Origin of the sequence: Mannheimia granulomatis (genome assembly GCF_013377255.1) — a bacterium.
Taxonomy (GTDB): Bacteria; Pseudomonadota; Gammaproteobacteria; order Enterobacterales; family Pasteurellaceae; genus Mannheimia; species Mannheimia granulomatis.
In genome coordinates, this window is record NZ_CP016614.1 from 1929055 (window position 1) to 1953639 (window position 24585).

The window sequence follows — 24585 nt, forward strand, 5'->3', positions numbered from 1 at the left end:
AACCAAGGCACATACTATTCCCAATATGCGAAAAAACAAGAGATCTAGATCTCATTTTTGATTTATTTTCTCATTGTTATCTTACTGCCAACTGTTATAATCTGGACACTTTTCTTATTTTCATAGTATTAAGGTTTAATCTATGTTGATTTCCGGTCTTTTTGTCGGGCTGTTGCTCGGCGTCATTTTGCAACGGGGGCAATTTTGCCTTTCCGGTCAGTTGCGTAACATCGTATTTAAGCGAGATTTCGCCTCCTTTTCTCCTCTTTTAATTGCGATTGCGGTGCAGTCGGTCGGTTTTTTTGTGTTGCAACAACAGGGCGTGATCCGTTTTCCTACTTCATCAATGCCGATTTTGGCGACCTTGCTCGGGGCGTTTTTATTCGGCGTTGGTATGGGCGTGGCGAACCGTTGTGTATCAGGGCAGCTTTATCGGGCCGGCGAGGGAATGATCGCTGCTATCATCACGCTGATTGTGTTTGCGATTACCACTGTGGCGACCCAAACGGGCGTGCTGAAATTTTGGGTGGCATCGCAGCTTGAAGCGGAGAGTTCGCTCGTGACCATTCCGCAAACCGTGGGCGTTTCCAGCCTCTATTTTATTGTACCGATTTGCCTGCTTGCGCTGTGGGCGTTGCAAAAAAATCGCCAAATTCAACCGCTTGTTCCCCGCCAACCGTTTCGTCAAATTTGGTCGCCGCACTTTACTGCCATTATGCTCGGTTTGGTGAGCATTCTCGGCTGGGCGTTGAGCGCGGAAAGCGGACGTGAATTCGGGCTGAGTTTCAGTATTCCGCTTGGGCATACGCTGCAATATGTCACGCTCGGGCAGCAACGCTATTTGAATTGGGGAACGTACCTCGTAATTGGCGTGGTGATTGGCTCGTTCCTTTCCGCCAAACTGGCGGGGACGTTCCGCTGGAAACCGCTTTCAACGGCTGATTTCGGCAAAAGTGTCGGCGGTGGCGTGCTGATGGGCGTAGGTGCAGCACTCACCGGCGGTTGCACAATGGCAAATGCAGTAGTCGGCACAGCTTATTTCTCTTGGCAAGGATGGATTGCAACATTCGTGATGATGTTTGGCGTGTGGTGCGTGTTCATTCTTCGCAAAAATCCTTTAGAATCAACTTGTTAGGAGTTTTTATGAAAACCTTAAAATTATCTGCATTGGCTCTCGCTTTGGGCTTATTGGCAGGCTGTAACGAGCAAAAAAGCGGCGAAATTTCGCAAGCCGATTTGCTGAAAGCCAAAGACAACCCTGAATTTGTGATTGTCGATACCCGTGGCGACACCTTCTACAACGGCTTCAAAAGCAGTAAAACCGCCCGTGGCGGACATATTCCGAACGCCGTTCAGTTCACCGCCGAGTGGATTGAGGGCATTCACCCCGACTATTTCGAGAGCTTTGCTGCCGACAAAGGCATCACCAAAGAAAAAACTATCGTGCTGTACGATGACAACCTCGACAACTTAGAGAAAGTGAGTGCCGAGTTCACCGCCAAAGGCTACAAAGTGAAGCAGTTTAAGGATTTTGTAAAATATACTCAAGATTCGACCGCTCCACTGGAAAGCTTCCCGAACTACCACTGGCTCGTTTCGGCACAATGGCTGAAAGATGCGTTGGAAGGCAAAAAACCGGAAACCCACAACGGCACGGAAACGATGGTCTTCCACGTTTCGTGGGGGCCGGTCGATCAAGCTGCCGGTTACAAACAGCACGTTACAGGAGCCTACCACTTCGATACCGACTGGATCGAAAATGCACCGGTGTGGAACTTGTCTTCGCCTGAAATCATCGAGCAAAACTTGCTGAAAAACGGCATCACCAAAGATAAAACCATCGTGCTTTACTCCGAAAACCAACTGGCGGCGTTCCGTGTGTTGTGGGCGTTGAAATGGGCTGGCGTGGAAGATGTGCGTATCCTCAACGGCGGAATGAATGCGTGGATCAATAACGAGTTCCCAATCGACACCACCGTAAACACGCCAACCCCTGCGACCGACTTTGGCGTGAAAATCCCTGCCAATCCGCAACTTTCGATTGACACCGCCCAAGAAGCCTACGCCAAGCAGAAAGAGGGCGTAAAACTCGTGAGTATTCGTGCGTGGGAAGAGCATTTAGGCACGATCAGCGGCTACGACTACATTCCGGGCAAAGGCGAACCGGAGGGGGCAATTTGGGGCTATGCCGGCACAGACTCTTCTAACGTGGCGGACTACTACGATCCAGACGGCTCACTGCGTAACCCAAAAGAAATTTTCGCTTTATGGGAAAAACAGGGCATCAAACCGAACGACTCATTAGCGTTCTACTGCGGCACGGGCTGGCGTGCAGGCATTCCGTGGTTTATGACCCAAATGGCAGGTTGGAAAAATGCGATTGTGTATGACGGCGGCTGGAATGCGTGGCAAATGGATTCATCACTGCCAACCAAAGCACCGTCCAATGCGGCAAAACCGAATGCAAAAAACTTCTTCGGCACCACGCCAAGAACAGGGCTTTCTTGTAAGAGTTAATCACGCAAGCGGTCGAATTTGCAAATTATTTTGCAAAACCGACCGCTTTCCGCTAGAATTACCAGACTTTTGGGGCTGATTTTGGATTCGACGGGATTGGCGAAGCCCAAGGTGCATGTCGAGGTGCGGTAGGCCTCGTAAACAAACCGCAAAAAAATAGTCGCAAACGACGAACAATACGCTTTAGCAGCTTAATAACCTGCTTTAAAGCCTTATCTCCTCAGCTTCCGCTCGTAAGACGAGGGTAAAGATAAGTCACCCAAAACGAGATCGTGTTGAAGCCGCAGCTATAGGATCGAAGCACTAAATTGAACATAGCTAGTTTATTCATTGCGTGTCTGTCCGCTGTGGATAAGCGAAATTAAAGACTAGACTAAACATGTAGTACTGAAGGTAGAGAAATTTCGGACGGGGGTTCAAATCCCCCCAGCTCCACCAAATTATAAACCTATAGAGTTCTATAGATACCAAAAAAGCCTTGAATTACAATAGCTCAAGGCTTTTTTATTGCCCTATGCGTACCTATCAAGTACAATCAAATCCGAAGATTTTAGGAGTATATTTAGGAGTACGCAGAAATACTCCTAAAAATTTGTACTCCTAAAACCACTTTAGAGCCTGTTTAGATAAGGCTTTATCGCTTTTAGTTTTGTACTCCTAAACAAAATCATACTCCTAATATTTAAATTTCATACTCCTAAAGGTTTGTTATGGCTAGAAAAATCACACCTTTGAATGACACACAGATAAGAAAAGCGAAGCCCGAAGATAGCCCATTGCGAGACGGTAGCGGTTTGCTACTTGTTATTACGCAAAATTCTAAGTTGTGGCGGTTTAGGTATGAAAGACCGTTCACAAAAAAGCGGAATGATTTAAGCATAGGCGGTTATCCTGATATTTCTTTAGCACAGGCAAGGGAAATCAGAGAAGAATATCGGGCTTTACTGGCTCAAAATATCGATCCTCAAATCTACCGACAACAGCAAGCACAGGCAAAAGCTAACGAGATAAACAATACTTACGAAAATGTAGCGTGGTTGTGGCTGGAACACCGTAAGACAAAGAAAAATTTTTCAGAGAATTATCAAAAAGATGTGATGGCCTTAATCAAAAATAACCTACTCCCCCACTTTGGAAAAATGCCTATCACTCAGATAACCGCACCAATAGCGATTAAAGCCTTTAAGCAGTACCAAGACGAAGGCAAGCTAGAGAAGTTAAAGCGGACAATTCAAAAGCATAACGAAATTATGATGTTTGCCGTACATAGGGAAATGATACCTTTTAACCCTACGGCCAACATTGCGAAAGAGTTCGATAGTCCAACTGTAGAGCATTTTAAAACTATCAAGCCCGAAGATTTAGGCGAGTTCTTATATACGCTACAAAACGCTCAAATTCACTTACAGACTCGTTATTTGATTCTGTGGCAGTTACTCATTATGACCCGCCCGAACGAATCAGCAAGGGCAAAATGGGAGCATATAGACGAAAAGGCGAAACTATGGACTATTCCACCTGAAAATATGAAGCGAGGCATTGAACATAAAATTACACTATCGCGGCAAGCTATCGCACTTTTAAGGGAGATTAAAAAGTTGAGTGGCGGAAAAGAATATTTGTTCCCAAGTGTGAAAAATCCAAAGACTCACGTTAACACACAAACCGCCAACAGTGCTATAAAGCGAATGGGCTATAAAGGTAAGTTAGTAGCTCACGGTATGCGGTCGATTGCCTCAACTTATTTAAATGAAAAGGGCTACAACAGCGATTTAATCGAAGTGGCTTTATCTCACATTAATTCAGATCGGGTAAAATTAGCCTATGACAGAGGGGAGAGACTAGAACAGCGTTTTAAACTTCTTCAGACGTGGGCGGATTTTGTAGAGGAATGTTCACAGGGTAGCTTGCCTCAATATCATTTAAAAGTAGCCTAGTAAATTTTCCGCCAAATATGACCGCTTGTAATGCCGTTGGGTAACTCCTAACGGCTTTTTTATTCTCGTTCTTCTATATATATTTTTTTACAACCAAACTTTTAGAAAAAATATCACCTTTTTCACCTAAATAGATACAAAGCCTTATATATCAAGGCTTGATGAATGGTGATATTTTCAAAAAAACATCACCAAAATATCACCTAAACACCAAAACATCACCTAATTTTTTAAAATGCTTGATTATTTATATCTAAAACCCACCTTGATTTATACGCATATTGCGGATAATATAACACCTAATAGAGCCGTACAGGAACGGATAGAATGAATTTGACTTTTATTGAATTGCCACCTTTTGAGCGTTTTAGAGATGAAAACTTAACTGATGAGGATTATAGAGCTTTCCAAAATGAGCTATTAAATAACCCTGAAAAAGGGGACTTGATACAGGGGCTGAATGGTCTAAGAAAAATCAGACTAGCAGATAGCAAACGCAACAAAGGGAAGCGGGGCGGAATAAGGGCGATTTATTATTACTTTATCAGCCGTGATCAAATTTATTTAGTTACTGCATACGGCAAAGATAGACAAGAAGATTTAACCACAGAACAACGTAAATCATTGAGTGCTATCATTGATTTAATAAAGACTTTATAGGGGTTATTATGGCTACATTATACGATGATTTATTAGAAGGCTTAACGGCAATGAAGGAACACCTCGAGGGCAAGCGGACACTACGCACTGAAACACTATCACACCCTGAACCGTTGCATATTACAGCCGATGAGGTAAAAGCGATTAGGGCAAGATTAAACCTCTCTCAAGCGGTATTTGCTCAACGTTTACGAACAAGCGTAAAAACCTATCAAGGGTGGGAGCAAGGGAAAAGCACCCCAAACCCACAAGCTACTATTCTTTTGCGATTAGTGGAACAATCCCCACAGGTATTTGAACAAATAGCACGACTTTAAAAATCAGCCGTTGATGAAAATTGACGGCTTTTTACTTTGGCTTCTCTCTCGTACTGTTCCTTAAATGCTCCTCGTATGTATCCGCAAACGGTACGGAGTCGGTACTAAAAATGAATCAGATTGGAATCGAATTTCTATAGAAAATAACTGCTTGAACACCCTCTATTACTGTAATAAAAAACAGCTTTTCATTTGTAATTTATCTGAATAATTGGCAAAATACAGCCAATCAAGTTCAATCCGCACCTATACGGATTTATTCAAATTAGCGTGGATAGTGGTGGAGTAATTAACCGACACGAAAGGAGAAAGCCCTTTATTTCTCTTTCCACGTTCTCACAGTAAAGGGCTACGCAAAGGGGCGTTTATGTATGCTTACTCAAGAATTTTTATCACTTGCTGAAGCTAGTGATTTTGTTAAATCCAAAGGATTAAATTTAGAAGAATGGGATTTAATTTTTCTAGCTTCAAAAGGAGAATTTAGAGCATTCAATAATATCTATTCAATTCCTAGATTCAATGACAGCAATCCTCTTTATAAAATCAATGGGTTAAAAGGAGTTTTTGAGTCAATCATAGAAACACAATTATTAGATGTTACTGAACGCATTACAAAAGCTTTAACAGATAGCAATATAGAAGTTTTACAGAGTTCCAACGGATATAAAGATATATTGTTGCTTAAAGATAAACAAACAAAGATTGAAGTTGAAGTTTCGTACAATCCTTATGGCGAGTTTCATTTTAGTGAGCTACGTTATCCTTATGCGTCAGTTTATTTTCCAGTATTTGATGGATTAGGAAAGCAATTTGATATTATTAATGGTATGGTTGAAAGCCGAATGTTAGAAGATATCTCGAGTAAAAACTTTTTAAATTCAAAACTATTCTATAAAATGCTCCAAAAAAGTTTAAATAATTATTATGTAGTAAACAGTCCATTAGATCATTTTTATTTCAAACTAAAGGAAATCATATTTTACCCTATTGGCTTACAACCTTACTACATCTCATCTGATGAGTTATCTAATAATAATGATTTAAAAGAAATTTATGATGAAGAGGATTTTTCAAATATCTTCTATTTTCAAAAAGAAGAGCTAGAAGCCTATATCAATAAAAGCCTACAGATAGAAACACAATTAGAACAAACAGATATGCCATTAATATTTGAGGGAAATATACCATCTAAAACAGATCAAGATAAATTAGCCCACTTTATCAAGCTAATTATTCAAAAAAGTGAATTTAGGAAAGATGGTAGAATGCCGACTTATAGCGAACTCCATACAATGCTAAGCCATAAATACCCGAATGAGGCAATCCCATCTAAAAATACACTTAAGAAATATTTAGAACCCTAATCAAAATCCGCTAATTATGGCGGATTTTTTATTCAAACAGTTCATTTGTTCAATGAACACAGTTCAATAGTTCATTCTCCCCCTGAACAATCTCTCTTTTCTTAGAATCCCTATCGAGCAGCCGATGACTATCACGGCTTATCCATTCCCAACAGATAGAGAGAACCATAATGACACCTGAAACAACACCTCAAAAAATCCTAAGACGTTTAGAAACTATCTCACGTTTAGGAGTAAGTAAAAGTACATTCCAAGACTGGCAGAACCCGAAATCAAAACGCTACCGCCCAGACTTCCCGAAGAAAATCCAACTAGGGGCTAATTCAGTAGGCTATCTCGAAAGCGAAATCAACGCATTTATTCAATCATTGGCGGATAGCCGAGTATAAGGGGGAAACAATGAATCAATCACTTAATCAGATTTTAGAAATCGTAGCAAACGACCATTTTCAAGGCATAAACGCCCGTAATTTACACCAAGCGTTAAAGGTGGGTAGAGATTTCTCAACGTGGATTAAATCTCGTTTACAGGGTGCAAATTTTATTGAAGAACAAGATTTTATTATTGTTCAAGAATTGAGCTCACCAAAACGGGGGAGCACAAATAATGAGCCGTCTCCAATGGCAAGACCTCAGAAAGTAAATGAGTACATTCTCTCCATAGATACCGCCAAGCACATTTGCTTGATGGAGCGAAATGAAATAGGACAAGTAATCCGCCAACATTTCATCAATGCAGAAAGAGCCTTGAAACAGTATGCCCCCAAAGTACACCGTAACACCCTACAGGCGACGGCTGAACGACTGGCAAGCATTGACCATAACCACAAAATGACGGAGGCACTACAAAAGCACCTAATCCGACAAGGTAAGCAACCACAAGCACACTACTTCATCAATGAACAGAATTTACTAAATAGTCTCGTTATTGGCGGAAATTTCAAAGTGTGGAAAGCAGAGAAAGGTATCGAAGGCAATGCGAGAGATTATTTCAATGATGAGCAACTTGCCTTACTCACAGAGTTAGAAAAAACAAATGCAGCATTACTTGAGCTGGATATAGATTATTCCACACGCAAAAAACAGCTAACAGCACTTGCTCACCGTCTGCTACAAGCGAATTCTTAGAGTCCATAAAAAGGAATAGCAAATGAAGTGTATTACCGCCAAGCAAAACCCAGTTTTAATGCGGTTAGCTATCCGCCATTACCTAGAAAATGACAAAGGCAAGGAAACGCCTGTATTCACGTTTTTAAGCCTTTATTCTGAAACTGAGCCTTACGCCTGAGCTTTTAATAATGCTAGGCAAGCGAATAGAGGCACTAGAGAAGCAATACGAGGCAATGCCAGTAGAAAGCGTTCTAACCACGCTGATGATTTTAAGAAAACAACTCAACCAACTGCGAAAAGTGACGGAGAGAATGAGGAATTAGACAAATGACACAAAAACAACTTAAACACGAATTAAATTTGCCAGGTATTACCGCCTTAATGAATGAGCCAATCAAAGCAACATTAAGCTTTTTAGATTTCCCACATATCCGAATTGAACGAGTCCACCACGATAACGGCAAGGCATTTTTTATCGGTGTGCTTTCTCTTGATTTAGAAGGCCATATCAATATTGAAATGGCAGGAGCAACAGGATTTTTAGAAGCACTAGCAATTATTGCCTATCATCAACAACTAACCGCTACCCCGTTATTAGTGAATGATGACCTATTAGCGGAAATTAACAAACTACCCCATCCACAACGTACAAACCCTTTTATTGACCAACACGGCAACGAAATCACAAAGGAGATGATGAATAAAGACTATCGAAAAGAAATTGATTATCTATTTGCTGAAAAACGAATAAAGGAGGGGAAACAATGAGCGAACTCACACCAAAGCAAGAATTTTTTTGTCTTGCCTATATCGAAACAGGCAACGCAAGCGAAGCATATCGCCAAGCATACGAAGCGGTAGAAATGAAACCCGAAACGGTCCACCGCAAAGCAAAAGAACTGATGGATAACGGCAAGATCACGGCAAGGATTGAGGAACTGAAAGCCGAACACGCAGAACGCCATAAATTAACCGTTGATGACCTTTTAAGAGAGTTAGAAGAGGCTAGAACACTAGCTAAAACCAAAGAGAACCCAAACGCAATGACACAAGCAACAATGGGTAAAGCGAAGTTATTAGGGCTAGATAAGCAAATTATCGATCACACCTCCAGCGATAACAGCTTAAAACCACAAGTTAACCTTTCTGAAGATGAATTTAGAAAGATGGCCCTAGAGCTTTTAGCAACTGTTTAACGAGGAATTAAAAAATGAAAACACTCAAACCAAACTTTAAAACCTACCCACAAACTAACCGCTTATTTGCCTTAAACAAAATCGCTATTGAGCGTTGTAAGCAAGATTTCCCCGATTGCTATCACTTCAAAAAAGTATTAGCTACAGAGTGTGAAGAACTGGCTGACCGTTTGAAAATGGGCTTAGCACTGATGAATGAATTAAAAGCGAATAGCACGCTTACAAGCGACCAAAACACGCAATTTAAAGCCTTTAGAAATGGGGCTAGGTATTTATAATCAAACAGCTTGAGGAAACGGCTCTACACGTTGCTAACGTGGATAAAGGCGAATTTGAACCGACACATTATAAACCGATTAAACAAGCGGATTAGGGAATAACGAAATGAGAGCAACACATACACAAACCAACCAAGAAAAAGCTCTACTCTTTCTTATCACAAACCCTAACGGATTTAGTGAACGAGAGGGCGTATTTGAGCTGAATTTTACCAGCGGACGAAACTATATCAACACAGCAGAAAATCTATTAGGCGTGAAATTCAAACGAGAATGGGAAAAGACAGTAAACGGAGAAGGGCAATATTACCGTTATACCACCCCAGACCACCAAACCACCCAAAAGGTTATTGACTGGCTAAATCATAAGGCAGGGCTAAGAGGAGAAATCGCTATCACGAGCGAACAAGCACAGCAGATTTTAAGCCGTTTTGAAGTGTAGCAACGCTCCCGAAATAATAGGGAATTAACTCCCGAAATTCTAGGGAGGCATTACAGAGGAAATCACAATGCCAAAAGCACAAACAGAAACCCTAACCGCCAAACAAGAAGCCTTTTGTATCGCTTACCTTGAGTGCGGAAATATTTTAAAAGCCTATCAATCAGTAAATACAGGCTCAATGAAACCACACTCAATGCGAGCAAGGGCAAGCGAAATGATGAATGATTACAGGGTATTTAATCGATTAAAAGAGCTGATTATAGAACGTAAAGCAAAGGGCGAACGCTTGCCAAAGTTTAGAAAAGGCTCACTGATGGCGGAATGGTTAGAAAGCGATAACCTAAAAAACGATCCCTGATAAAACCTGACTTTTATTCAGTCGATTTTACCCAAAACAGGCAAACAAAAACCCCTAGCCATACACAACTAGGGGTAAAAATTAAGGTTAAAAATGAAAACTTACAACTTACATTCTAGAACAAATATCGATTTTGTTCATCATAATTTTGAAGAAATTGAAAATCTTTCAAATGCAAGTAAATTGCTAAAAGCCGCCATTTTAGGCTATTATGCCCTCGTTGTAGCAAAATCTACAGCCGAGCGTGGAAACTCGAATATATCTCAAACGGCGAATAGTAGCACGCCTTTTAACCGTGCTTTTTTTGTTCGTAGCATACGCACACCTAAAGAAAACGCATTAAGCGTTCTTCTCTCAATGGTAGGGCGTAATGGGCAATGCTTAATCGTTGGCTGCATTCCGTTTGAGGCAGTTTTCCACCCCGTTATGTTCTACCGCCAAGCGTGGAAACTTGCGGTAGTTCCTAAATCATTTCAAACGGAGCTATCACCAATGATCTACCTATTCAAAGCCGTAAGCCGTTTAGACCTACGCAAAACCCAAAAACCTTTTACATCATTTCCACACTACACAATCCGGATTCAAGCCGAGAGTTTAGAACAAGCTCAAGCAAGAATTAGCCGCTTATTTGCCGTGCTTTCAGCTTACACAATGGCGGAGGAGGTGCAATATGTCTAAACATAAGCCAGATTTAAATGAAGCTATCGGCAAGCTATGGGATACCGTTTCAATACTCACACTACTAAGCAAAGTAAGCATTGGAGATGTTAGAGATGGCGAGTTTCAAGGAAGCCTAGACCTTATTTCAAAATCTCTTGCTGATACTGTTAGCGAAATCCAAGACTTAACAGGGGGGCAATAATGACTAAACTCAAAAATGCCCCAAATATCAGCAAGCAACCTAAAGGCAAGCCATACGAAGCCTGTATCATAGCTGGTAGCAATGCGTGGGATAAAACCAAGCAACAAACCGTGCTAGAGTGGACGAAAGCCGAGCCAAATTATCAGCCTATCATTCTAGGTGGTAAACAACTTCAAGAAATCGACCGCTTGAAATTGGCGGTAGAGGTGGGGACAATCTCAATCTACCGAGCTGGAGAGCTTACAGAGGTGGAGAAATCCGCTATTTGTAGAAACCTAGTCCAACATTCAACGGCTGAAGCGGTGACCTTTTATGATGAGGCTTTACAGCTTGAAGAAAATGCTAGCGAATATATAGCCCGTTTGCGTAAGGAGTATGCAGATGATGGCGGAAGTGTGAAAGACGAGAGCAATATAGAAGTATCCGATAACCCAACACAAAAGGAGTTATTAAAAGCCTTTTTAGAATGGCAGCCGCAACCGCTGGCACGAGATACCAAGTTAGGCATAAATTACCTTTACAACGGCATTTACTGGCAATCGCTTGATAATGAAATGCTTGAACGGCAGATAATGGCATTTTTTGAAGAGATTGATATTGATTTTTCAGACCGAAAAATTACTAGCCTAGCTAAACTGGTAGAACGAAAAATCCCCCAAATGCCAGATGGTTCACCCGATATTATCGGATTTTCAAATGGCAAGTTAAACAAGCATACAGGAGAATTTACAGCCATCACCAAAGAAGATTATTTGCGAGAGATTGAGGACTACGAAATAAATCCAAACAGCACCAATACACCGCACTTTGACCAGTGGCTAGACTTTGCCTCTAATGGCAACTCAAACAAGCGAAAAGCCCTATTAGGGGCATTATATGCAGTCTTAACCAACCGCCACAAATAGCAGTTATATTTTGAGGTGGTGGGCGTAGCGGGTGCGGGTAAATCAATCTTTGGCGAAATTGCGAAAGTGATTAACGGAAGAGGCAATACAACTATTCTTGATATTGGCGGATTTGATGAACAAACCGAGTTAGCGAAGATTATTGGTAAATCGCTAGTGTTATCGCCTGAACAGCCGTACTACTGCGGAAACGCAGACGGATTAAAACGAGCAACAGGAGGCGAAGCAGTAGGCGTTAGATTACTCTACAAGCAAGGTATAGACTACTACCCTAAAATCATTTTTATGTATGCTACAAACAACGTCATCACATTTACAGATGGCAGAGACGGAAACCAAAACAGCGGACATTTAAGGCGTAAGGTTACATTCTACTTTGGGCGTAAAATTCCTGATGATGTACGAGATGATGACTTCATTGAAAAGGTCAAAGAGGAAATTTATGGTATTGTTCACCGCTTGCTAAACACTTTTCCGAACCCCGAACAGGCAAGGGAAGCATTGCTATCACACCAAAAGCAAGGCGAAGCGATAGAAATGCAGCGAGAGAGTAATCACTTGATCAGTTTTGCTACACATTTCAAGATAGACAATAGCAAGCCAATCTCTATGCGATGGGGTTCAACGAGAACATCACTAAACGAAAGTAAAGCACTCTATAAAGCCTATCTATTCTTTTGTGATTGTATCGGACAAAAGCCGTTATCACTCCAGCATTTTAAAAAGGCTTTTCCTGAAGCTCTTAGAGCAAGCGGAGAACAAGCACAGATTATTGAAGTAATGAAAACAGGAAATAAAACGTTAAATATCTCTTATAAAGACTACCAAAGCACTATGGACGAATGGCGAGACGGTTAGTCCAACCGCCACATCATAAGCCTAGCTGAAATATGCTAGGTTTTTTTCTGCCTATTACCTAAAAATCCCCAAAAACATCACCTAAAATCACTATTTATCACCAACTTCACCAAAACATCACCACACCACAAAGCCTTATATATCAATACCTCAAGCCTATTTATGGTGATAATGGTGATGTTTTTTTCAAAACTATTTTTCTAAACTTTTAATAAATATGCTAGAGGTTTAAATCAATAACTATACCATTGATCACAAAACAAGCTATTTAGTGAGGTACTTTTGATTTTAGGAGTATATTTAGGAGTACAATAGAAATTTGAACTGAAACAAATCCTTAATTATCAATACTTGGAAGCGCTCAATTCAGATGACCCCAGCGATTACTTGGTTTTGTCTTTCAACGTTCCCGCTTCTGCCTAACTGGTGGATTTCGCGATATGTACCTCCTCAAAAACAACCGAATGTTCTATGCGTTGCTGATTGCGATTTCGGTACAAAGTATCGGCGTAGTTTCGCTGATTGAGCTGGGTTTTATCGCCTCTCCTTATAAAGATTTTTCACTGCCTGCAACAATTATCGGCTCACTCATTTTCGGGATGAGCATTATCTTAGCCAGCGGTTGTGCCACTGGAACTTGGTATCACGCAGGAGAGGGTTTAATCAGTGCTTGGATTGCCTTGGTGATGTATATGGTTAGTGCTGCGGCAATGCATTTCGGAGCTTTAAGTGAGTTCACCAAATCAATGATGCAATACGGCAAAATGGAAGAAAATTTATCTGCCATCTTTGGTGTGCAGATTTGGTTATTAGTCGGTATCTTAGTTATTGTTACCGCTATCCTTGTTTATCGCACTTTATCCAAACCTGCTTTAAAAGTGGCTGCATTGCCACCAAAATGGACGGGGCTTCGTCACTATCTGTTTGAAAAACGCTACCACCCATTCTTTGCTGCGGTGCTGATTGGCTTACTAGCCTTTGCCGCTTGGGGAGCGAATGCTATCAGCGGAAAATCCGCAGGCCTTAGTATTACCGGCCCATCTGCCAATATCGTACATTATGTGGTAACAGGCGATGCAAAATTAATCAACTGGGGCGTATTCCTAGTACTGGGCATTATGCTCGGCTCTTACATTGCCGCCAAAGGTAGCAAAGAATTTAAATGGCGAATGCCTGATTTAACCACTTGCCGTAATAGCGTGATTGGCGGATTACTGATGGGTGTTGGTGCTTCACTTGCCGGCGGGTGTACGATCGGAAACGGCTTAACCGCTACTGCAGTCATGAGTGCTAAAGGCTGGATTTCCCTCTTTTTCATTATGATAGGCGTTTGGATTATGACCCATTTCGTCTATGTTCGCCCAACCAAACAAGCTCAATAAAGGAGAATAACTATGCGTTATGAACTTGATACAAAAGGACACTTATGCCCTTATCCGTTAATGGAAGCGAAGAAGAAAATCGTTGATCTGAATGTGGGCGATGAGCTGGCTATCCAATTTACCTGTGCAGAAGCAACCGAAAACCTTCCACGTTGGGCGGCAGAAAACAATTATCCTGTCACCCACTTCGCACAAATTGGCGATGCAGCTTGGGAAATTGTGATTCAAAAATCCTAAGTAGAACAAAAAGATCAAAAGGGGCAAAGCCCCTTTTCATTTGCAAAAATTTACCCAAAATCGACCGCTTGTCGATTAAATACCATCACCAAACAAGCCTTGTTCATCTTCAAAATATTGGTTCATATCAAACGCCGGTCTTTGTTCTGATGATTTGCCGATAATGCGTGCCGGCACACCTGCAGCAGTTGCGTGATCTGGAATCGGCTGTAATACCACAGAATTTGCGCCAATTTTGGAATAGCGTCCGATTTCAATATTCCCCAAAATCTTCGCTCCCGCCCCAATCATCACACCTTCACGAATTTTTGGGTGTCGGTCTCCGTGTTCTTTGCCTGTTCCACCCAGCGTTACGCCTTGTAGAATCGACACATCATTTTCAATTACCGAGGTTTCGCCCACGACAATACCTGTTGCGTGGTCAAACATAATGCCGCAGCCTACTTTGGCAGCAGGGTGAATATCCACATCAAAGGCAACTGAAATTTCATTTTGTAAGTAAACGGCAAGCGCTTTTCTACCTTGATTCCAGAGATAATGGGTGACGCGATAACTTTGTAAAGCGTGAAATCCTTTTAAATAAAGTAAGGTCGTTGTCCATTTATCAACTGCCGGGTCTCGGGTGCGAACAGCATTAATATCGCAGGCTGCACTATGGATAATTCGCGGATCTGCACGATAGGCTTCTTCAATAATCTCTTTTAGAGCAATCGCCGGCATAATGGAATTAGCAAGTTTATTCGCCAAAATATAGCTAAGAGAGCTTCCTAAATGTGAATGCTTTAAAATAGTAGAATGGAAAAAGCTTGCAAGCATTGGCTCACACTCAGCTAACTGCTGAGCTTCTGCCCGAATTTCCTGCCAGATTTTATCAACTTCTAATTTATCCATAGTATCCTCTTTATTCACCTTTACGTTCACGACCTAATAGAGTGGTTACCACATCTTTTGCATTTTTTTGGCAAAACAGCATTTGGTAGATTTGCTCTACAATTGGCATCTCTACGCCTTGTTTTTGCGCTAGCAGATAAGCCTCTTTGGTATTATAAAAACCTTCCACTACTTGTCCTATTTCGGCGATCGCTAATTCTGCCGATTTTCCCTGCCCTAAAGCTAAGCCAAAACGGCGGTTACGGGATTGGTTATCGGTACAAGTCAGCACCAGATCACCTAAACCAGCCATGCCGGTAAAGGTTTTTGGATCAGCTCCGAGAGATACGCCTAAGCGACTGATTTCTGCTAACCCTCGGGTAATTAATGCTGTTCTGGCATTAGCACCAAAGCCCATGCCATCTGAAATGCCGGCACCAATGGCAATCACATTTTTAATTGCCCCACCAAGCTGTACGCCTACCATATCATTATTTAAGTAAACACGGAATGCCTTTGAGCAATGAATTCGCTGCTGCATTTCATCGGCAAAAACAGGATCGGTTGAAGCAAGCGAAATAGCAGTCGGCAAACCAGCTGCAAGTTCTTTAGCAAAAGTTGGACCGGAAAGCACAGCCAGTGGATGATCTTCCCCCAGAATTTCCTCTGCAACTGTCTGTAATAATCTTCCTGTATCTCTTTCCAGCCCTTTGGTCGCCCACATGATGCGGTGTTGTTTGGATAAAAACGGCTTAATTTGAGCTAATACATCAGAAAATACATGGCTTGGTACCACAATTAGCAAATCTTTGGCTTTTTTTAATGCAATCTCTAAATCTGCCAGCACGTCCAATGCTTCAGGAAAAACAATATCCGGTAAAAACTCTTGGTTAATTCGTTGCTCGGCAAGCTGTGCCATTTTTTGCGGATTATGTCCCCATAAATAGGTTTTGTGCCCGTTACGAGCAAGAGCAATAGCTAATGCAGTCCCATAAGAGCCGGCCCCTAAAACAGTAATAGGTTCAGAATAGATTCCACTCATTTTCTTGTTCTTGGCGTTGGAGGTAATCCATAAATAACGCATCAAAATTCACAGGAGAAAGATTTAATGCCGGGAATGTACCGCGATTTACTAAGCTAGAAATTAATTCACGAGCATAAGGGTAAAGCACATTCGGGCATTGAGATGCTAAGCAATGTGCAAGTTGAATACCTTCGATACCTTTAATCGTGAACACACCAGCTTGTTTAACTTCACAGATAAATGCTACATCACCACTATCTTCTAGTGTAGTCTGAACAGTAATGTGAAGCGTAACTTCGTATAAATCTTCACCAATTTCTTTAGTTTCCGTATCAAGTTCGAAACCTAGTTGTGGTTTCCACTCTTGTTGGAAAATATTCGGTAAATTTGGTGCTTCAAAAGAAACATCTTTTACATAAATACGTTGAATTTGAAGCTCAAAAGGGGCTTGAGTAGCTTCTTCTGTTGAAGCAACTTGATTTTCTTCTGACATAAAATTTCCTTATAAATAAATTATTTATGCTTTTTTACCGTCGGTAAACTGCCCGCACGCCAGCCTGCCATACCTTCTTTTAACACGTACACCTTGTTAAAACCTTGTTTAGCAATAATGTTTGCTAAGCCTGCAGAACTTAACCCATTGGTATCAACAAAAATAACCGGACGATCTTTATATTTTTCGATCTGATGGATTTTATTAGCCTTCAGATCTGAAGGTAAGATGTGAATACTATCAATGATATGCCCCATACGGAATTCTTCATCCGAACGGACATCAATCACAACACCACCTTCTTTATTAATTAATTGCGTTGCCTGTGCATTATCCACAATTTTGTATTTGCTGGTAGCAGATTTATAAAAGCTGAAAATTACCGCTCCCAATAAAGCCACCCAAGCAAAAACCATAATCGTATGGTTGGCTACAAATAACTGAATCTGCTCTGCAAAAGTAAGTTGTTCCATCGCTGAATTTCCTCAAAATTAACATAAATAAGCGGTCGTTTTCCATTAAAATTTTGCAAATACCGATTCTGTAAGAAGAACCTTAATCGGTAAATTTTTACTAAAAAGTAACCGCTTGTAAGTAATAAAAGGTGAGCTTTTGCCCACCTTAACTAAGGAAATTATTGTGCCTGTTGTGTCATTACATCATCGAATGACATTGTTTTTTCAGTTACTTTCGCTTTTGCTAATACAGCATCAACCGCTTGTTCTTCTAATACCACGTTACGGATATTTTCTGTTAATTGACGGTTTTTCGCATAATGTGCTACCACTTCTGCCGGCTGCTCATAAGCTGATGCAATATCTGCGATCATATCTTCAACACGTTTTTCATCTACTTTTAATTCATTAGATGCAATAACTGAAGAAAGTAATAAACCTACTTGCACACGGCGTTTCGCTTCTGCTTCAAATAATTCAGCCGGTAATTGAGCTGCCATTTCAGGTTTACCGCCAAAGCGTTGAACAGCTTGCTGACGTAACACATTTACTTCTTCTTCCACTGCAGCTGCTGGTACTTCAACATCATTTTGTGCAATTAAACCGTTGATCACTTGTGCTTTAACACGAGAAGTTACTGCGTTTCTTAATTCACGTTGCATATTTTTCTTGATTTCTGCACGTAATTCTTCAACTGATTTTGCGTTACCGAATTTTTTCACAAACTCTTCTGTTAATTCAGGTAATACCATATCTTCTACTTTTTTCAAGGTGATAGCAAATTTAGCTGCTTTACCTTTTAAGTTTTCAGCGTGATACTCTTCCGGGAAAGTCACATCAATATCAAATTGTTCACCTGCTTTGCGGCCTACAATACCATCTTCAAAACCTGGAATCATACGACCTTGTCCCATAAATAATACGAAGTCAGATGCTTTACCGCCTTCAAACTCTTCGCCATCTACAGAACCAACGAAATCGATTGTTACACGTGCATCTGCTTTTGCTGCCTCTGCTGTTTCTGCCCAAGTAGCTTGCTGTTTACGTAACACATCAACCATTTTATCTAAATCAGCATCTGTGATTTCAACAACTGGCTTTTCAACTTCAATATTCTCTAAACCTTTTAATTCCACTTCTGGGAACACTTCAAAGGTTGCAGTGAAGCTGAAATCTTGACCCGGTTGATAGTTGTCCGGGGTGAATGTTGGACGACCCGTAAGATTGATTTTTTCCGCAATCACTGCTTCAAAGAATGCACGTTGCATTTCTTCAGATAATACATCCTGACGAGCTGCGATACCGAAACGTTGTTCAATGATTGAGTGTGGCACTTTACCTTTACGGAAACCATCTACACGAGCATTTTTCGCATAGCCTTTTAATTGTTCTTTGTATGCTGCTTCGATTTTGTCAGCTGGTACGTTAATTGTTACGCGGCGTTGTAAGCCTTCTAATGTTTCAATTGAAAATGACATTCTTAAACCTCGGTTTAGGGATATAAAAAAGATACATAAATAGACGGCTATTGTAGCGTTCTATCGATAAACTGTCGAGCAGAAACTCATTGCTAGAGAGGCTAAATCACAGAAAACCTCTTCGTTTCACAAAACATACCTAAAATCTAACCGCCTGCATACGCCTACCTCATTGCAAGCGGTCTTTTTTGGTCACCATTTTGCAAATTGAGACTTTGTACTATCCATTTGAAGCAATAAAAAAGAGGCATATCTTTCGATATACCTCTCTTTCGCTTTGTTCGCTTATCTCAAATATAAACTTTCGCTTAATTATTTGATGATTTTCGCTACAACACCAGCACCTACTGTACGGCCACCTTCACGAATCGCGAAACGTAAACCTTCGTCCATCGCGATTGGGTGAATTAAGCTTACAGTCATCTTGATGTTATCGCCCGGCATTACCATTTCTACGCCTTCAGGTAATTCGATTGTACCTGTTACGTCCGTTGTACGGAAGTAGAATTGTGGACGGTAACCTTTGAAGAATGGAGTGTGACGACCACCTTCTTCTTTTGATAATACGTAAACTTCTGATTCGAAGTCTGTGTGTGGCGTGATTGAACCCGGTTTCGCTAATACTTGACCACGTTCGATTTCTTCACGTTTAGTACCACGTAATAATGCACCTACGTTCTCACCCGCACGACCTTCGTCTAATAATTTACGGAACATCTCAACACCGGTTACCGTTGTTTTCGTTGTATCTTTGATACCTACGATTTCAACTTCATCACCAGTACGGATGATACCACGCTCAACACGACCTGTTACTACTGTACCACGACCAGAAATTGAGAATACGTCTTCGATTGGTAATAAGAATGGTTTATCAATCGCACGCTCAGGTTCCGGGATGTATGTGTCTAAGTGGTTTGCTAATTCAAGAATTTTCTCTTCCCACTCTGCAACACCGTTTAATGCTTGTAATGCAGAACCACGTACGATTGGAGTGTCATCACCCGGGAAGTCGTATTGAGAAAGAAGTTCACGAACTTCCATTTCAACTAATTCTAATAACTCTTCGTCATCAACCATATCGCATTTGTTTAAGAATACGATGATGTATGGAACACCTACTTGGCGACCTAATAAGATGTGCTCACGAGTTTGTGGCATTGGACCGTCTGTTGCCGCTACTACTAAGATAGCACCGTCCATTTGTGCTGCACCGGTAATCATGTTTTTAACATAGTCCGCGTGTCCCGGGCAGTCAACGTGTGCGTAGTGACGTGTCGCTGTATCGTACTCAACGTGTGAAGTGTTGATGGTGATACCACGTGCTTTCTCTTCCGGCGCGTTATCGATTTGGTCGAATGCACGCGCTGCACCACCAAAGTGTTTCGCTAATACCGTTGTGATTGCAGCTGTTAAAGTTGTTTTACCATGGTCAACGTGGCCGATTGTACCCACATTAACGTGCGGTTTTGTACGTTCAAATTTTTCTTTAGACACTTTAATATCTTCCTAAAAAATGAGCCACAGCCCTATTGCTATGGCTCAGGTTAAACATTATTTTCTACGAGCTTCAATAATAGCATCAGCAACATTTTTCGGTGCTTCAGCATATTTTAAAGGTTCCATTGAGTATGATGCACGACCTTGAGTTTGTGAACGTAAGTCTGTTGCATAACCAAACATCTCTGAAAGTGGAACTTCAGCATTGATTTTAACAACGAACTCGTTCGCTTCTTGACCGTTAACCATTGCACGACGACGGCTTAAGTCACCGATTACATCACCAACATAATCCGGTGGAGTTTCCACTTCTACTTTCATGATTGGCTCAAGTAATACTGGGCTTGCTTTCGCGAATGCTGCTTTAAATGCTAATGATGCAGCAAGTTTAAACGCAAGTTCAGATGAGTCAACATCGTGGTATGAACCGAAGTGTAAACGGACACCTAAATCAACTACCGGGTAACCCGCTAATGGACCAGATTTAAGTTGTTCTTGGATACCTTTATCAACCGCAGGGATATATTCGCCAGGGATTACACCACCTTTGATTTCGTTTACGAACTCATAGCCAGGACCTTCTGGGTCTAATGGGTATAAGTCGATAACAACGTGACCGTACTGACCACGACCACCAGATTGTTTTGCGTGTTTACCTTCCACATCGTTAACACGTGTGCGGATAGTTTCACGGTAAGATACTTGTGGTTTACCGATGTTCGCTTCCACTTTGAATTCACGTTTCATACGGTCAACGATGATGTCTAAGTGTAATTCACCCATACCTGAGATAATGGTTTCGCCAGACTCTTCATCAGTGTGAACACGGAATGACGGGTCTTCTTGTGCTAAACGACCTAATGCTAAGCCCATTTTCTCTTGGTCAGCTTTAGTTTTTGGCTCAACTGCAACAGAGATTACCGGCTCAGGGAATTCCATACGCTCAAGGATGATTGGTGCGTCTAATGCACATAATGTATCACCAGTACCTACATCTTTTAAGCCGATTGCAGCAGCGATGTCGCCCGCACGAACTTCTTTGATCTCTTCACGTTTGTTTGCGTGCATCTGTACAATACGACCAAAACGTTCACGTTTTTGTTTTACAGAGTTGTAAACAGTATCACCAGAATTAATTACACCTGAGTACACACGGAAGAAAGTTAAGTTACCTACGAATGGGTCAGTTGCAATTTTGAATGCTAATGAAGCAAATGGCTCATCATCACTTGCATGACGCTCACCTTCGGTTTCATCTTCATTAATACCTTTAATTGCTGGGATATCTGTTGGTGCCGGTAAGTAATCAATTACCGCATCAAGCATTGCTTGAACACCTTTATTTTTGAATGCAGAACCACAGCATACAGGAATTACTTCACCTGCTAATACACGTTGACGTAACGCAGCTTTGATTTCATCTTCTGTTAATTCTTCACCAGAGAAGAATTTTTCCATTAATTCTTCTGATGCTTCAGCTGCAGCTTCAACTAACATTGCACGATGCTCTTCACATGCTTCTAACATATCCGCAGGAACGTCTTCATAAGTGAAAGTCATACCTTGGTCAGCTTCGTTCCAGTTGATTGCTTTCATTTTAATTAAGTCAACAACACCTTTGAAGCTATCTTCAGCACCGATTGGAAGTTGTAATGCAACTGAATTACCACCTAAACGCGTTTTGATTTGTTCAACAACACGTAGGAAGTTAGCACCAGTACGGTCCATTTTATTTACGAACGCAATACGTGGTACTTTATATTTGTTAGCTTGACGCCATACAGTTTCAGATTGTGGTTGAACACCACCTACTGCACAGTAAACCATTACCGCACCGTCAAGAACACGCATTGAACGCTCTACTTCGATAGTAAAGTCAACGTGTCCCGGAGTATCGATAACGTTAATACGGTGTTGTGGGTATTGTTGAGACATACCAGACCAGAACGCAGTTGTTGCAGCAGAAGTAATTGTGATACCACGCTCTTGCTCTTGTTCCATCCAGTCCATTGTTGCAGCACCATCATGAACTTCACCGATCTTATGGCTTACACCTGTATAGAAAAGGATACGTTCAGAGGTCGTTGTTTTACCCGCGTCGATATGCGCACTAATACCGATATTACGGTATCTTTCAATAGGGGTTTGACGAGCCATTTAATTCTTACCTTTTGGTTTTAAATTGAAATTCTTAATAAGGGTAAGGCTTCACCGCAAACTGAGATGAAGCCTTGAATAAGCTTACTTAAACGATTACCAACGGAAGTGAGCAAACGCTTTGTTAGCTTCAGCCATACGGTGAACGTCTTCACGTTTTTTCACTGCTGAACCTTTGTTGTCTGCTGCGTCTGATAATTCGTTAGCTAAACGTAATGCCATTGATTTGTCACCACGTTTACGAGCTGCTTCTACAATCCAACGCATTGCTAATGCATTACGACGAGTTGGGCGAACTTCTACCGGTACTTGATAAGTAGAACCACCAACACGACGAGATTTAACCTCAACTGTTGGACGTACGTTTTCTAATGCTGTTTCAAATGCTTCTAACGCTTCTTTACCAGAACGTTGTGCTAAAGCTTCTAATGCACCGTAAACGATTTTTTCTGCAGTAGATTTTTTACCATCTACCATTAAAACGTTAATAAATTTTGCAAGTAATTCTGAACCGAACTTCGGATCTGGAAGAATTTTGCGTGGTTCAATACTACGACGACGTGGCATTGGAAATTTCTCCGTATATTAAATCTTCAGGATATCCAAAACTCATCTAATCTGCCTTAAGGCATATTGACTGGAGTTTATGGTTTAAATATTAAAATTTAGACGTTTGGCCTTACTCAACGGAGAACCATTAAGCTTTAGGACGTTTAACGCCGTATTTAGAACGACCTTGTTTACGATCTTTCACGCCAGCACAGTCTAATGCACCGCGTACAGTGTGGTAACGCACACCCGGTAAGTCTTTAACACGACCGCCACGGATTAATACAACGCTGTGTTCTTGAAGGTTGTGACCTTCACCACCGATGTATGAAGTTACTTCAAAGCCATTTGTTAAACGAATACGACATACTTTACGTAATGCTGAGTTCGGTTTTTTAGGTGTAGTAGTGTATACACGAGTACACACGCCACGTTTCTGCGGGCAAGCCTCTAATGCAGGAACGTTGCTTTTTACAACCTTTTTCACACGCGGTTTGCGTACTAATTGGTTGATAGTTGCCATTAAAAAAGCTCCAGTTAAAATTATTAAAAATAAAATTAAAAATATCCTTTCATAGGAAAGGACGAGAAATTCTAAATGAATCACGTATAGAAGTCAAGCTTCGGCAGATACCGAAGTGATTATTTTCCAATCACTGTTTTTAGTTTTTTCAGTACCTGAGTCGGCAAAATATTATCCATTTTATCAGAAGTCAAATAGTGCTGATTTTTACCATAAGCCCCGATTAACTTAGGGTCAGTTGCGCCATATAAAATCACATTAAGTTTATCTAATGCTGCTGTTAAATGGCTCAACCCTGTATCAACTGAAATTACCGCTTGAGCACCTTCAATTTGCATAGCCAATTCGGTTAAAGTCATTCTCGGTAACACAATTACATTCTCTGCCACCGCTGCCAAACGCTCAGCTCGCTCTTTTTCTATTTGATTTCCCCATGGCAAGCGCACTTCTAGCCCTTGCTCTGCCAGAGATTTTATTACTTCAGACCAATAAGATTCTTTCCAATGCTTATCTGCTCGGGTTGTAGCATGAATCAGCATAATGTAAGCGGTTATTTTTGTTTGATTTTTTGCAAAATGCTGAGCAATGGCATAGTCACCCTGATTCTGCACTAGAGGATAAGCTAGGGATTTAGCACAGAGTTTACGGATTCGCTCTACCGCGTGTTGCTGGTAAGGAATATCAAAAGTTACATCATAGAACAGACTACTTAATCCCTCACGGGCAGACTGTTTATTATAGCCAAATTTTTTACCTTGGGCTTGTCGGGTAACTAATACTGCACTCTTGATTAAGCCTTGAGCATCAATGACCGCATCATACTGTTCACTTTTCAACTCTTTGATAAAACGCTGCCACTCAAGCCATGTTGAACGCTTGCATAAATTTTTCCGCCAACGACGAATCGCAACGGGAATTACCTTTCTCACCGCATAATGCCAAATAGGAATTTCAGCAAAATTTTCTTCAACGACCCAATCCACCTGCAAGTTAGGAATCGCTTTTCGCATATCGGTTAGGGCTGGCAGAGTGTGTAGAACATCACCCATTGAGGAGGTTTTTACGATTAGAACTTTCATAGTTTTAACAGAACAAGCGGTCGTTTTTGACAAA

Annotated in this window: 29 protein-coding genes, 1 other RNA gene and 1 pseudogene; 21 read left to right on the top strand and 10 right to left on the bottom strand. The window is 41.2% G+C overall.

Translation table 11 applies throughout. From position 1 onward, the window contains the following. Window positions 1-142 precede the first annotated feature (142 nt). The 21 genes and pseudogenes from A6B41_RS09020 to A6B41_RS09120 all read left to right on the top strand — a co-directional run bounded on the left by A6B41_RS09020 (window position 143) and on the right by A6B41_RS09120 (window position 14423). Window positions 143-1135, top strand: a complete 993-nt coding sequence (locus A6B41_RS09020; RefSeq protein WP_027073981.1) for a YeeE/YedE family protein — start codon at window positions 143-145, stop codon at window positions 1133-1135. 8 nt (window positions 1136-1143) lie between these two features. Continuing rightward, window positions 1144-2517 (top strand): rhodanese-like domain-containing protein, encoded by a 1374-nt coding sequence (locus tag A6B41_RS09025; protein WP_027073980.1) that lies wholly within the window; start codon window positions 1144-1146, stop codon window positions 2515-2517. A 71-nt stretch (window positions 2518-2588) separates the two neighbouring features. Further along, window positions 2589-2955: a transfer-messenger RNA gene (gene ssrA, locus A6B41_RS09030) on the top strand. Window positions 2956-3227: 272 nt separating this feature from the next. Continuing rightward, window positions 3228-4454, top strand: a complete 1227-nt coding sequence (locus A6B41_RS09035) for an integrase arm-type DNA-binding domain-containing protein (protein ID WP_027073979.1) — start codon at window positions 3228-3230, stop codon at window positions 4452-4454. Window positions 4455-4781: 327 nt separating this feature from the next. Further along, window positions 4782-5114 carry a hypothetical protein gene (locus A6B41_RS09040; protein ID WP_027073978.1) on the top strand — a complete coding sequence of 111 codons (333 nt, stop codon included), beginning with the start codon at window positions 4782-4784 and terminating at the stop codon, window positions 5112-5114. A gap of 8 nt (window positions 5115-5122) precedes the next feature. Then, window positions 5123-5431 carry a helix-turn-helix domain-containing protein gene (locus tag A6B41_RS09045; RefSeq protein WP_027073977.1) on the top strand — a complete coding sequence of 103 codons (309 nt, stop codon included), beginning with the start codon at window positions 5123-5125 and terminating at the stop codon, window positions 5429-5431. Window positions 5432-5802: 371 nt separating this feature from the next. Beyond that, complete coding sequence (locus A6B41_RS09050; RefSeq protein ID WP_027073976.1) at window positions 5803-6795, top strand: hypothetical protein; 993 nt, start codon at window positions 5803-5805, stop codon at window positions 6793-6795. A 170-nt stretch (window positions 6796-6965) separates the two neighbouring features. Continuing rightward, window positions 6966-7184, top strand: coding sequence for a helix-turn-helix transcriptional regulator (locus A6B41_RS09055; protein WP_027073975.1), 219 nt, complete (start codon window positions 6966-6968; stop codon window positions 7182-7184). Between the two features lie 10 nt (window positions 7185-7194). Then, window positions 7195-7923 (top strand): antA/AntB antirepressor family protein, encoded by a 729-nt coding sequence (locus tag A6B41_RS09060; protein WP_032847329.1) that lies wholly within the window; start codon window positions 7195-7197, stop codon window positions 7921-7923. Between the two features lie 22 nt (window positions 7924-7945). Further along, window positions 7946-8083, top strand: a complete 138-nt coding sequence (locus A6B41_RS11200; protein ID WP_167325174.1) for a hypothetical protein — start codon at window positions 7946-7948, stop codon at window positions 8081-8083. 149 nt (window positions 8084-8232) lie between these two features. After that, the gene (locus A6B41_RS09070; RefSeq protein WP_027073973.1) at window positions 8233-8673 is read left to right on the top strand and encodes a hypothetical protein; all 441 of its coding nucleotides are present in this window, start codon (window positions 8233-8235) and stop codon (window positions 8671-8673) included. Then, a complete protein-coding gene (locus tag A6B41_RS09075; RefSeq protein ID WP_032847326.1) occupies window positions 8670-9101 on the top strand; it encodes a terminase small subunit in 432 nt (143 codons plus the stop codon). Before A6B41_RS09070 ends, A6B41_RS09075 begins: the two co-directional genes overlap by 4 nt. A 14-nt stretch (window positions 9102-9115) precedes the next feature. Then, entirely contained in the window at window positions 9116-9379 is a 264-nt protein-coding gene (locus tag A6B41_RS09080) for a hypothetical protein (protein ID WP_237052468.1), read from the top strand. A 106-nt stretch (window positions 9380-9485) separates the two neighbouring features. Next, the gene (locus A6B41_RS09085) at window positions 9486-9821 is read left to right on the top strand and encodes a hypothetical protein (protein ID WP_050436778.1); all 336 of its coding nucleotides are present in this window, start codon (window positions 9486-9488) and stop codon (window positions 9819-9821) included. Window positions 9822-9888: 67 nt separating this feature from the next. After that, complete coding sequence (locus A6B41_RS09090; RefSeq protein ID WP_050436777.1) at window positions 9889-10179, top strand: terminase small subunit; 291 nt, start codon at window positions 9889-9891, stop codon at window positions 10177-10179. A 93-nt stretch (window positions 10180-10272) separates the two neighbouring features. Beyond that, on the top strand, window positions 10273-10857 hold the full coding sequence (locus A6B41_RS09095; RefSeq protein WP_050436776.1) for an ash family protein: 585 nt from the start codon (window positions 10273-10275) through the stop codon (window positions 10855-10857). Next, entirely contained in the window at window positions 10850-11041 is a 192-nt protein-coding gene (locus tag A6B41_RS09100) for a hypothetical protein (protein ID WP_027073972.1), read from the top strand. Before A6B41_RS09095 ends, A6B41_RS09100 begins: the two co-directional genes overlap by 8 nt. Continuing rightward, the gene (locus tag A6B41_RS09105; RefSeq protein ID WP_027073971.1) at window positions 11041-11946 is read left to right on the top strand and encodes a hypothetical protein; all 906 of its coding nucleotides are present in this window, start codon (window positions 11041-11043) and stop codon (window positions 11944-11946) included. The genes A6B41_RS09100 and A6B41_RS09105 overlap by 1 nt, the downstream gene beginning before the upstream one ends. An 18-nt stretch (window positions 11947-11964) precedes the next feature. Beyond that, window positions 11965-12804 (top strand): DUF5906 domain-containing protein, encoded by an 840-nt coding sequence (locus A6B41_RS09110; protein ID WP_027073970.1) that lies wholly within the window; start codon window positions 11965-11967, stop codon window positions 12802-12804. A 383-nt stretch (window positions 12805-13187) separates the two neighbouring features. Next, a pseudogene (locus A6B41_RS09115) lies at window positions 13188-14186 on the top strand (YeeE/YedE family protein); the annotation flags it as partial. A 12-nt stretch (window positions 14187-14198) separates the two neighbouring features. Next, on the top strand, window positions 14199-14423 hold the full coding sequence (locus A6B41_RS09120) for a sulfurtransferase TusA family protein (protein WP_027073969.1): 225 nt from the start codon (window positions 14199-14201) through the stop codon (window positions 14421-14423). A gap of 75 nt (window positions 14424-14498) precedes the next feature. On the opposite strand, the gene cysE is transcribed toward A6B41_RS09120, so the two are convergent. From cysE to rfaC, 10 genes are all read right to left on the bottom strand, one after another. After that, entirely contained in the window at window positions 14499-15314 is an 816-nt protein-coding gene (cysE, locus tag A6B41_RS09125; protein ID WP_027073968.1) for a serine O-acetyltransferase, read from the bottom strand. A gap of 10 nt (window positions 15315-15324) precedes the next feature. Next, window positions 15325-16335: an NAD(P)H-dependent glycerol-3-phosphate dehydrogenase gene (gpsA, locus tag A6B41_RS09130; protein ID WP_027073967.1), complete on the bottom strand. Its 1011-nt coding sequence runs from the start codon at window positions 16333-16335 to the stop codon at window positions 15325-15327. After that, window positions 16316-16810 (bottom strand): protein-export chaperone SecB, encoded by a 495-nt coding sequence (gene secB, locus A6B41_RS09135; RefSeq protein ID WP_027073966.1) that lies wholly within the window; start codon window positions 16808-16810, stop codon window positions 16316-16318. The genes gpsA and secB overlap by 20 nt, the downstream gene beginning before the upstream one ends. Window positions 16811-16830: 20 nt before the next feature. After that, window positions 16831-17283, bottom strand: a complete 453-nt coding sequence (locus tag A6B41_RS09140; RefSeq protein WP_027073965.1) for a rhodanese-like domain-containing protein — start codon at window positions 17281-17283, stop codon at window positions 16831-16833. A gap of 161 nt (window positions 17284-17444) precedes the next feature. Continuing rightward, window positions 17445-18743 (bottom strand): trigger factor, encoded by a 1299-nt coding sequence (tig, locus tag A6B41_RS09145; protein WP_027073964.1) that lies wholly within the window; start codon window positions 18741-18743, stop codon window positions 17445-17447. A 312-nt stretch (window positions 18744-19055) separates the two neighbouring features. Continuing rightward, window positions 19056-20240, bottom strand: coding sequence for an elongation factor Tu (tuf, locus tag A6B41_RS09150; RefSeq protein ID WP_027073920.1), 1185 nt, complete (start codon window positions 20238-20240; stop codon window positions 19056-19058). A 57-nt stretch (window positions 20241-20297) separates the two neighbouring features. Continuing rightward, window positions 20298-22400: an elongation factor G gene (gene fusA, locus A6B41_RS09155; protein ID WP_027073771.1), complete on the bottom strand. Its 2103-nt coding sequence runs from the start codon at window positions 22398-22400 to the stop codon at window positions 20298-20300. Between the two features lie 96 nt (window positions 22401-22496). Then, window positions 22497-22967 (bottom strand): 30S ribosomal protein S7, encoded by a 471-nt coding sequence (rpsG, locus tag A6B41_RS09160; protein ID WP_027073770.1) that lies wholly within the window; start codon window positions 22965-22967, stop codon window positions 22497-22499. A 130-nt stretch (window positions 22968-23097) separates the two neighbouring features. Next, a complete protein-coding gene (rpsL, locus tag A6B41_RS09165; RefSeq protein WP_005543325.1) occupies window positions 23098-23472 on the bottom strand; it encodes a 30S ribosomal protein S12 in 375 nt (124 codons plus the stop codon). A 119-nt stretch (window positions 23473-23591) separates the two neighbouring features. After that, the gene (rfaC, locus tag A6B41_RS09170; protein WP_027073769.1) at window positions 23592-24551 is read right to left on the bottom strand and encodes a lipopolysaccharide heptosyltransferase RfaC; all 960 of its coding nucleotides are present in this window, start codon (window positions 24549-24551) and stop codon (window positions 23592-23594) included. Window positions 24552-24585 lie beyond the last annotated feature (34 nt).